Annotated in this window: 11 protein-coding genes; 3 read left to right on the top strand and 8 right to left on the bottom strand. The window is 36.5% G+C overall.

Going from position 1 to position 10332, the window contains the following annotated elements; genetic code table 11:
• The 4 genes from tnpA to AC3II9_RS18240 form a co-directional block, all read right to left on the bottom strand.
• Positions 1-242: IS200/IS605 family transposase (gene tnpA, locus AC3II9_RS18255; protein ID WP_489157738.1), on the bottom strand; the 242-nt coding region annotated here is incomplete at its 3' end.
• Between the two features lie 112 nt (positions 243-354).
• On the bottom strand, positions 355-522 hold the full coding sequence (locus tag AC3II9_RS18250) for a hypothetical protein (protein WP_489157736.1): 168 nt from the start codon (positions 520-522) through the stop codon (positions 355-357).
• 68 nt (positions 523-590) lie between these two features.
• On the bottom strand, positions 591-809 hold the full coding sequence (locus AC3II9_RS18245; RefSeq protein ID WP_489157734.1) for a tautomerase family protein: 219 nt from the start codon (positions 807-809) through the stop codon (positions 591-593).
• 151 nt (positions 810-960) lie between these two features.
• Complete coding sequence (locus AC3II9_RS18240) at positions 961-1530, bottom strand: GNAT family N-acetyltransferase (protein WP_489157732.1); 570 nt, start codon at positions 1528-1530, stop codon at positions 961-963.
• Between the two features lie 249 nt (positions 1531-1779).
• Here AC3II9_RS18240 and AC3II9_RS18235 point away from each other — a divergent pair, with 249 nt between their 5' ends.
• The gene (locus AC3II9_RS18235) at positions 1780-2355 is read left to right on the top strand and encodes a DUF6434 domain-containing protein (RefSeq protein ID WP_489157730.1); all 576 of its coding nucleotides are present in this window, start codon (positions 1780-1782) and stop codon (positions 2353-2355) included.
• A 114-nt stretch (positions 2356-2469) separates the two neighbouring features.
• Positions 2470-3102, top strand: a complete 633-nt coding sequence (locus tag AC3II9_RS18230) for an SIMPL domain-containing protein (protein ID WP_489157728.1) — start codon at positions 2470-2472, stop codon at positions 3100-3102.
• Positions 3103-3156: 54 nt separating this feature from the next.
• Here AC3II9_RS18230 and AC3II9_RS18225 read toward each other — a convergent pair whose 3' ends face one another.
• Positions 3157-4197 carry a cytochrome ubiquinol oxidase subunit I gene (locus AC3II9_RS18225; RefSeq protein ID WP_489157727.1) on the bottom strand — a complete coding sequence of 347 codons (1041 nt, stop codon included), beginning with the start codon at positions 4195-4197 and terminating at the stop codon, positions 3157-3159.
• Positions 4190-5524, bottom strand: coding sequence for a c-type cytochrome (locus AC3II9_RS18220; protein ID WP_489157725.1), 1335 nt, complete (start codon positions 5522-5524; stop codon positions 4190-4192). The genes AC3II9_RS18225 and AC3II9_RS18220 overlap by 8 nt, the downstream gene beginning before the upstream one ends.
• A 444-nt stretch (positions 5525-5968) precedes the next feature.
• On the opposite strand from AC3II9_RS18220, the gene AC3II9_RS18215 reads away from it, so the two are divergent.
• On the top strand, positions 5969-6640 hold the full coding sequence (locus tag AC3II9_RS18215; protein WP_489157723.1) for an HAD family hydrolase: 672 nt from the start codon (positions 5969-5971) through the stop codon (positions 6638-6640).
• 257 nt (positions 6641-6897) lie between these two features.
• On the opposite strand, the gene AC3II9_RS18210 is transcribed toward AC3II9_RS18215, so the two are convergent.
• Together AC3II9_RS18210 and AC3II9_RS18205 are read right to left on the bottom strand one after the other, a co-directional pair.
• On the bottom strand, positions 6898-7773 hold the full coding sequence (locus AC3II9_RS18210) for an alpha/beta fold hydrolase (protein WP_489157721.1): 876 nt from the start codon (positions 7771-7773) through the stop codon (positions 6898-6900).
• 248 nt (positions 7774-8021) lie between these two features.
• Positions 8022-10274: a S9 family peptidase gene (locus AC3II9_RS18205; protein WP_489157719.1), complete on the bottom strand. Its 2253-nt coding sequence runs from the start codon at positions 10272-10274 to the stop codon at positions 8022-8024.
• Positions 10275-10332 lie beyond the last annotated feature (58 nt).

The raw sequence follows: 10332 nt of genomic DNA, 5'->3' as shown, positions 1-10332 counted from the left end.
GCCATTATGTCTGTTGGACTAAATGTTGGTAGTGTATTTAAAAACAAATGCACATGGTCTTTATCGCATTCCATTGCAATGACTTCGATTTCTAATTCTTCGCAAATCTCTTGAACCAATGTTTTGAAGCGTTCTTCAACTTTACTGTTGAGAAAAATTTTTCTCCTATATCTCGGACAAAACACAAAATGATAATTAATTAATGACACAGTTGTTTTAGTTCTTCTATATTCATTTAACATATATCGATTGTATCAGTTCAATTATGAAACTGCAACTTAAATACATTGAAAATTCAGATAATTAGAGCGCCGGTTTTGGCGCTCCTTATCTGACCTCACTTTCATCCCAAGCCTAAAGGCTAGGGCTTTCCTGTTCGGAAAATCTGTAAGTGAATTGTTCTTTTGCTGATGCTTCATTAGTATTATAATCTTTTATCGTTTCAGCAGGATCTTCTTCCTCAACACACCCAATTAAAAATATCAAAAAAGCAAACATGGAACTTACTTTAATCACTCTCATAAAATCCCCCCTTTAAATCCCATTCTTTTTAAATGCTATCCATATATCCTGCTATCGGATTGGATGAATTATTCTGTTCCTTGCTTACCATAACCTTCGCCGAATTGGATCGAATGCAATTGCCCATTACTAGCCCAATTGTCTCGGTCATATTCATCAAATATGATCGTTATCCACTCTTTTTTGGCATTCAAAATTTTTTCTGCCTCTGCCGTAATTGCATTTACAAATTGCTGTTTTTGTTCGACCGATCTTCCTTTTGCTAACTTTATAGTAATGACTGGCATGATACGTCCTCCCTTAATGAATGTCTCTAATTAAATAACTAAATATTACAACTATTCATTATACAAGAAAACAATGTATATGGAATAAAAATCCACTTAATAACATCTTGCTTCCTACTCATTGACCGTCCGAATGCACAAAGAAATATATCTATAATAACTTTTCTTCAAAATGCTTTTTTACATGTGGCCATTCTTCTTTCGTGATACTATACATCACTGTATGGCGAATGGTGCCTTCTTTTCGGATCATATGATTACGGAGAACCCCTTCTTTTGTTGCGCCAATTCGTTCGATCGCTCTTTGTGAACGGATATTTTCATGCCCCGTTTTAATTTGCACACGGTTGAACTGCAGCTCCTCAAAGCAGTATTGTAGCAATAAGTATTTACAATTTGTATTAACTGCTGTTCGCCAATATGCAGGTGTAATCCATGTAGCGCCGATTTCAAGGCGTTTATGCTCACGTGAAATATCTAAAAACCATGTACAACCAACAATGTTTCCTGACGCTTTTTCAACCATGACAAAAGCACAATCTGTTCCAGCCTCACGCTTCTCGATTGCCTCTTGTACATACGCTACGACTCGTTCTCGCTCCGTTAAATCCACCGACAGATGCTCCCAAATTCGCTTGTCCTGTGCCGCTTTATAAATGCCATTGACGTGTTCCCTACCTATTGGAATTAAGGCCATGAATTCGTTTTCTAATTTCTTCATGTGATCACTCCTTGCTCTTATTTAACTGTATTTTTAGGATAATAGATATAACAAAAAATGGGTTAACACATTATACTAGATGGAAGGAAATAGAGCTTCAAATTTCGTTCATAAACAATAATTCTATGTATATTTAAATCTATGAACAGATAAAACAAACTATTTTAAGGATAATTCCCCATATAAACAAGATGACAAATAAGAATATACGTTCTATAATGGTAATTAATTCAAATGGAGGTGTAAGATATGAGACCACCACTAACCAAAGATTTAAATGTAGAAGATTTTCGCAATTATTACTGGTTGAAAGAAGAGCTACAATCATTTTGTCGTGAGAATGGCATGAGTATTTCTGGAGCTAAATTGGAGCTAACTGATCGAATTGCTGTATTCCTTCAAACAGGCGAAATACAACAGCCACTCAAAAAAAGAAAAACACTCTCCATCGAAAACATAGCTACCGATTTGAGTTTGGATACGGTGATTACTGAAAATCATCGTTGTAGTCAAGCCGTAAGAGCCTTTTTTAAAGCTGAAATTCCTAATTTTCATTTTTCTACCTATATTCAAAATTATTTTAAAGAAAACGTCGGAAAAACATATCGTGATGTTGTCAACGCTTGGTATGAAGAATTAGAACGCAAAAAGGATCCCGCGTATAAGAAAGTAATCGCCCCACAATTTGAATATAATCAGTTCATCCAAGATTATTTTGCAGACCCCAAAAATAGCGGAAAAACGCGAGACGATGCTATTACAGCTTGGAAGGAAATCAAACAGCTTCCTGGGAGCAATAAATACATAGCTAAACATGAAGAATGAGGGATATAATACTCCCCTTTTACCCCGAGAGCAGGCCGAATGGTGATGACTGACAATCTTCAAAGAACAAACGCATAGTATGAGTAGTATGAAGAATACGGAAGGTGGCATGCCATGCATTGTACAAATGTTCATCGAAGTGTGCTCACAGTGACAGGAAATGGCAAGGTAACGGCAAAAGCAAGCTATATTCAGATTGAAATAGCGGTGAGTACACGCGGGCAAGATATACGAAAAGCACAGCAAGACAATGCAAACAGTATGAATCGTGTTATCCAATCGATTTTAGCATTAAATGTACCAAGAGAAGCTATTCAAACAGCCGCATATACAATCTCTCCAACGTATGATTATATTGAAGGGAAGCAAGTATTTAGGGACTATGTGGTGACAAATGCCATTACCGTGAAAGTAACAGACATTAGCCAGGCTGGGAAGGTGATGGATGTGGCTGTACAAAACGGCGCAAATCAGATTTCTTCCTTGCAATTTCAAATCGAGAATGCAGACGTCTATTATCAACAAGCACTCAGTTTAGCACTACAAAATGCGCAGATGAAAGCAAAAACGATAGCAGAGACAATGCACTTACCATTGTATCCTCAACCAATCGAAATTGTGGAAGAACGTACAGAAGGCCCTGCTCTCTATCGCCAGGTAGCAATGGCAAATGAGGCCATATCAACCCCTATCGAACAAGGAGAAATGACAATCAGTGCAACCGTCCGTGTCAAATTTCATTATTAACCTTCTATAAGCATTCAGGATGAGCCCCTGTTATGGGCTCACCCTGAACGACTACTATCTTTTTGAATCTATTTCATCCATTGTGACACGGGGATGCTCTTCCATATAAGGCTGCAAGTAATTCTCACGTAGTTCGTGGCGCATATACCCCATGACCCCAAGAATGAGGAGGAATGTTGCGACAGATAAGAAAAATGCTTTTGCACTATTTCGCTCTCCTGCTACATGTAGAAGTGCACAAAGTACAATCGTTAAAACAATAGAGGCAACTAATAGAGAGGTTAATAATACATCTTCGCCTAAATACAGCATCCGAATATTTGTCTCAAATGAGAATAATAAAATAAATCCTGTAGCGATTTGGCATAATGTGACCCATAAAGCCATTTTCACACCAAACTTTTTTAATCCTTGCTCGTGCTCTAAAATGGCTTTCTGTTTTCGCCCTTTCCATGTGTAATAAACAAATAAGTAAAATCCACCAGCAACTAAGCTCGCTAAAATAAAATGGAAATAGCGCTGCCAAATTTGTGGGTAGTGAATCAGGCTATGAAAGAACCCCTGTGCATCGCCCCATTTTTCGGGATATAGCATCGACACAACATTGACGATAAAGATGAGCGGTACAAACAACAAAATCGCTGCACCAAGTCCCCCCACCATCATATGTAGCGCTTTTTTCTGTTGCCAACGCTCCCACGTGAACTTATATAAATACAGTAAAAGAAATGCAATAATTAATAGGAGTATTACACTTAACCATGCTTTACCGATTAATATCGTGGAGTTGTAAAAGTACTGCGTATAAATAACGCTGACGATTAGTAGCGGTCCAACCCCTAATACAACAGCAATACTTTTATGAACCGATGCATGCCATGAACAAATTTTTGCCATTGCATCTAGCTTACTATTTTTTTTGATGATGCCTACTCCTTCAAGTAATACCGCGCTTGAAGCTAGTGAAATCGTAAAATTCACAAATAGGATATGCAAAATAAATGTAATGACGATCAGGACTTCGAGTAATCCAATATTTGCAGGAATCGGCAAATTAATGTCGTTCGATATGAAACTAAGCACCATATTATTCATTGGCAGCTACCTCGTTTTCCTGTTCTGTAATTTTCGCTAAATAGGCGGCAAGTGCTTCTAGTTCTTCTTCGGTCCCCATAAACGGTGGCATCGCTTTACGGACATTGTGCATCGTCGGTATAAATGTTTTGATTGACTCTTCAGACCAGCCATCCACACGATTGGCCATCGCACGACTGGAACGCCAACCATTTTCCGTATGACAAATTAAACATTGACCAATGAAAATATCGCGTCCTGCTTCTGCTTTTGTTGTATATTGGTCAACCGTATCATATGTAGCCCAAGCAGCATTCGCTAAATAGCCTTCCTCATTGATCTCATCTTGTCTCTCTGCTAGCAAACCATTGGCATACATGTAGTCATAAATAATATACGGTTTACGTATAGACTCCCGAACCATTTCAAATTCCCCGATAAAGCTTAATGAAGTCGCAAATACAGCAAGTGATAAAATCCATGGCAATGTTTTCGGTTTTACTGTAATCCAGAATAAAAAGACGATGAGTAGTAATAACCCTACCCCATTTATAATCTGAAACATCGTATCACTCATGCCCGTAGACCACACAATCATGTCATATGTTTCTGCGGGAATACTTTTTAAATACCATAATCCTGTGATAATCGTTCCCGGTAAGCTAATCGCCCCCCAGAAAGCAAAAACATTGAGCATTTCTGACTGTAATTCTTTATCCTTTAATCGCCATCTCACAAAGAATGACGTAATGGTAATCGCTAACATGACCGCTAAGAACATACGGAAACCGAGTGACGGTAAGTACGTTGGGTTGATAAATGCATCCCAAAACGATTTCGTTTCAATCCAATTTCCCGGTGTTAGCTTTGCCGCAAGAACACCTGTAATAATCGCCATCGTCAGCCATGAAAAAAGGGCAAGCGCAATCCCTAAATTAATATGTTTTTTACGCTGGGCAATCGTTTGACATTTATCCCATGTGTAATAATAAATAATCAGCAACACAACCTCCGTGATAAAGACAATCCATTCAACAACCCATGCCCAGAAAAATATGCGAAGTAGTGAGCCAATGGAGTCGGGCTGCAAAACAGTCGTTGAAAACCATATCCCTACTCCTGTCATTGCCCCCATTGTCGTCGTAATAATTAAAATCCATTTCGCCATCTTTTTAGCGAGTTCATTTAATTCGTTATTTTTCTTTTTCATTGCACGGTATTCAGCTGATACCGTCAGTACGGTCATTCCGATTGCGATCCCATGACTAATCATGACATGGATAATCGCTATCGCTGCAATAACTGTTCCGTTTCCAAACCACGTAAAGTCAACAGATGGAAAATTCATTGTTGTAGCCTCCTTTTACTTTAATGGCTACATCGTAACGGAAAGTTATGTGAGAAATTTGAAGAAACATTGTGAGAAAAGTGAAATATAGGGAGTTCACCATTTTGTAAATTGGATTTCAAAGTTATTTTACAAAAACGTCAAATGGATGGGACTTATAAAGAAAAGCCCACTACAAATTTGTAGCAAGCTTTAAAACAACTAAAATTGGAATGGAACACATTACGCGCTATTCCGTTATTAAAATAAGACAACATTTTTATCACAAATATAGCGAATAACAAAAAACAGAAATTTTAAAAAATTGTTAATAATATGAAGTTTTTTCTATTTTATGCTAAGTTATAATTGATTGAAAAACAAAATTTGAGATTGAAAAAGAAATATTGGTAACAGTTGATAGAATTTCTTCAACCATCTATTATTTTTTGGAGGGAAGGACACGTGATATTTTTTGATCTTGATGGTACCTTATTTGATCGTGAACGGGCAGATCTCCTAGCAACAATTGATTTTTATAAAGAGTATTCACATGAGTTGCAAATGAGTCGAACCGAATTCATGGACTTATGGTATAGATCGTATACAAATTACTTAAAAGAAAATTTAGTAAAAGACTTGTCATTTCAAGAACTTAAAAGAAAACAGATGAGAGACTTTTTTGGCTATCATCTGACCAATCAAGATGCAGAAAGTAGATTTGATGGTTTACTCAAGTACTACAGTAAGCATTGTAATACTTTTGATGACGTAGTACCCTGCCTTGATCGATTAAAACAACGGCAACTTAAACTTGGGATTATAAGTAATGGCCACTACATTAAAGAGATAAAAAAATTGGAGTTTCTAGGGATACGTCACTATTTTGACTATATCATTACGGCAAGTGACGTTGGAGTGGCTAAACCTAATCCTGAGATTTTTTCAGAAGCTTGTCGCCAAGCCAACGTAAATCCACGGGAGACTTATTTTATCGGTGACGAGCTAGTAGCTGATGTCATTGCCAGTAAAAAATGTGGAATGAATGGGATATGGATTAATAGAAATAAATCTATGAGCTATAATATGTTCACAGAAATACATAACCTTAGTGAGTTGGATAATTTAATTAAATAGTAAGATTACGTGCTGATTTGCCTTAAGTATGCCAAAGATATCCAATAAGAAAAGGGGCAAATACAAACTTTTAGGACACCCCTTTTCAATAAAGTTTGATTAAAAAATGTGTTTTAAGTCTTTTTTAAAAGTAAATATGAAAACTCCATTTTCAAAAAAGACTGATCAAAATGGAGTTTCCCTTTCTAACTAAGTATGAAATTTTTATAAAAGCTTGACTATTTTAATACTCGTTATTTCTATGACAATTAGAGTTACTAAACACTCAAGAAATCAATGATCATTTTCTTTTCACGCTCTGGCATCATATGCATGTGTCCGCACCCTTTTAACATATGAGCCGTGTTATTTGGTATGATTCTTTTTGCTCTTGGTAATACTTTTTTCGCTGGAAATAAACAATCTTTTTCTCCTGCCATAATAAGTGTCGGTGCTTTACACTGTTGCATTAATTGTTCACTCACATTGGATGGCATTCCTACTTTTGTTTTTACATGATCGAAACTATCTTTGACCATATCTAAAGTATCTTTATCAAGAATTTCTTCTTTAATAGCCATAAATAAAGCTGTTTCTTTTATATATTTTTCTTTCTTTGTTAGTTTATATTTGAGTAGGGGTATCATCATTTTTACAGTACTGATTGGAAAGGCATTGTTAATACCTGATGGCACAATTAATACGGATTTTTTTACTTTCTCCGGTGCGATACACATCAGTTTTGCCAGAACTCCGCCTCCAAATGAAGCTCCAAAGCAAGCTATTTTATCAAAACCCAGCGCTGTTATAACGTCACTTGCCCACTTTCCGTAATCATAATTACGAGGAGAGAGATTAACCTCATCACTTTTTCCAGGGTGACCAATAAGATCAACTGCATAGATATGAAAATCCTTAAGCAGGAATCTGTACATTAATAAATTGTAGGCAGTCGTACTATTCCCACCATGAAATACTAACAATGGTTCACCCGATAGATTGCCAGTTTCAATGATATGTGTTCTTCCAAAACGGGTGTGAACGTAAACATCTTCACATGAATAATCCAATTTCTTCAATTGAGCATCATAAAGCTTTAGTGACATTTCTCTTCCAGTTTGTGTTTTGTATATACTCATATAGCCCTCTCTCATAAGTTATCTCATTCATTTTATTAGGATATTATAAAAATGAATACTAATATTTTAGAAAAGAAAAAGTGAAATAATCACATTTCCATTCAACTTTTTTATAAGTGGTATAACTTTCCTCCAAACAGTACATCTTTCTTTCAAACAGACAACTCCTGCACTTCTTGATCAATAGTTACTAAAAAATATCACCCCTTCGATGGTCGAAAAGTAGCCACCTCAAAATGGCTTTGAGATGGCTACTTTTTATCTTATTTCAAATGTTCTGCAAAGAAGTCAACCATTGCATTGTAAAATTCAATACGGTTTTCTTCATTCCTAAAGCCATGCCCTTCATTGTCTTTGAGCATATATTGCACGTCAACGCCTCTTTTTCTTAGCGCTTCAACGATTTGGTCAGACTCTTGCTTATTGACACGCGGATCATTTGCTCCTTGTGCAACAAATAAAGGGGTTTTAATTTTATCGGCATGGAATACTGGTGAAGCTGCTTTTAACAATTCCTTATCTTTTTCAGGATGTCCTATTCGCTCATAATATATATCGCGTTGCGTTTCCCAGTATGGTGGAATTGTCTCAAGTAATGTAAAGATATTTGAAATCCCTACATAATCTACAGCAGCTGCATACAGGTCTGGTGTAAATGTAATTCCCGCTAATGTTGCATATCCACCAAATGAAATACCGTAAATACCGATGTTCTCAGGATCTGCAATACCTTGATCAATCGCCCATTGTACACCATCAGTGATGTCATCTTGAATCTTTAAGCCCCACTGTTTATTCCCTGCATCTACAAACGCTTTCCCGTAACCTGTTGATGATCTAAAGTTCATTTGCAGAACGGCATAGCCGCGGTTTGCTAATAACTGCACTTCAGGATTGAATCCCCATACATCACGAGCCCATGGTCCACCGTGCGGAATCACAATTAGCGGTAAATCTTCAGCTACTTTATTCTTCGGTAATGTTAAATAGCCGTGAATCGTTAAGCCGTCTCTACTTTTATATGAAATAGAGTGCATTTCTGCTAAGCTATTTACATCTAACCAAGAGGCTAGCTCTGCTAATGGTGTAATTGTATCCGTGTCAGCATTATAATAGTAGTATTGACCGTACACTGTATCACTCGAAACACTTACGATAAATTTCGTCATTTCTTTATTATAATCGTTAATACCTAGCTCACTCTCATGCACACCTAGCTTTTCTTTGATTTGATTAAAAATTTGTTCAAACTCGCTATCGAAAAACTCGTAATGTACTTTATCCGTAATGTATGCACCGTAAAGAAGTTGATCTTTCGATGAACTATACAATGCTCCAGCAATATCTACATTAGGATTGGAGAAAATAACTTCTTCATTGCCTTTTAAATCAAATTTGACTAGTTCAATCTTATCACGCCCTTTATTCGATACAGCGTAAATCGATTGATTATCTTGTGAAAACCCTAGTGGCGATACCGTATCACCCGCTTCAATCTTAATAAATGGTTTGAATTCCTCTTCTTCCGTTTCACGGTATAAAACAGCCCCTACAACACCATCTGTTGCAACAGCCATACGAATTTGCCCATTGCTATCAGGAATCCAGCTTTGAATATTCCCAGGGTTTTTTGCAATTAATTTTGTTTCGCCTGTTGTTACATTTAATTTATACACGTCAAATACAGTGGCATCTTCTTTATTCATCATAATTAAGATTTCATCTTTGACGTCTTTTAAATAATGAATCGGATATGCTACTACATTCGGATATGGTGTTAAATCTTGCTCTTTTGCTCCATTAAATGACGAAGAATAAATATGGTAGTTTTCATCGCCACCATTGTCTTTCAAATAGAAAATATGATTATCTTTCCAGAAGAATCCGGCAATATTACGATCTGTTGTGCTCGTTACTCGTACTGGCTCGCTGTCATCATTCATGTTTTTGACGAACACATTTAAACGGCTTTCCCAATCAGACACAAAAGAAATGTACTGTCCATCTGGAGAAAGTTGGTAGCCTGCATTACCAGGGTTTCTCATGAAATCTTCTACTGAAATTTCAGCTACTCCTGTGTTATCAATATCTTTCTTTAAATATTGTTGTACATTATCAAAGATTTTGTATGAATTTGTTTCTGTAACTGGCTGTAAAATCGAAATCCCTTTAAAGAATCCTAGTTTTGCAGCTGATTTTTTATAGTCAGCTAGTGTTTCCTCATCCTCTTCTAAACCTAACGCTTTTATTAACACAAGTGCAACTTCATCTTGTGTAATATAAGCGTTTTCATCTTCGAACTGATCATCCCCAAGCCAATTTTCTATAATTTCTGCTCGCATGTAGTCCGAACCATGCTCATACGTTAAAGCAGTGACGGCTTTTTCAAGAAAAGCTTTAATTGTCACTTGGTTACTTTCATTTGTAACAGACGTCGTATCGTTTGCTAAAGCAGTAACTGGTATTGAAACGGCTAACGCTGCTACTAAAATGAATGATAACAATCGTTTTATCATTCAACCTTCCCCCTTTCATTTGTTACACTACTAATGATAAAGGAATAAATAAAATATG

The organism is Lysinibacillus sp. RU7 (assembly GCF_057837305.1).
This window is presented reverse-complemented; position numbering and strand designations above follow the sequence as displayed.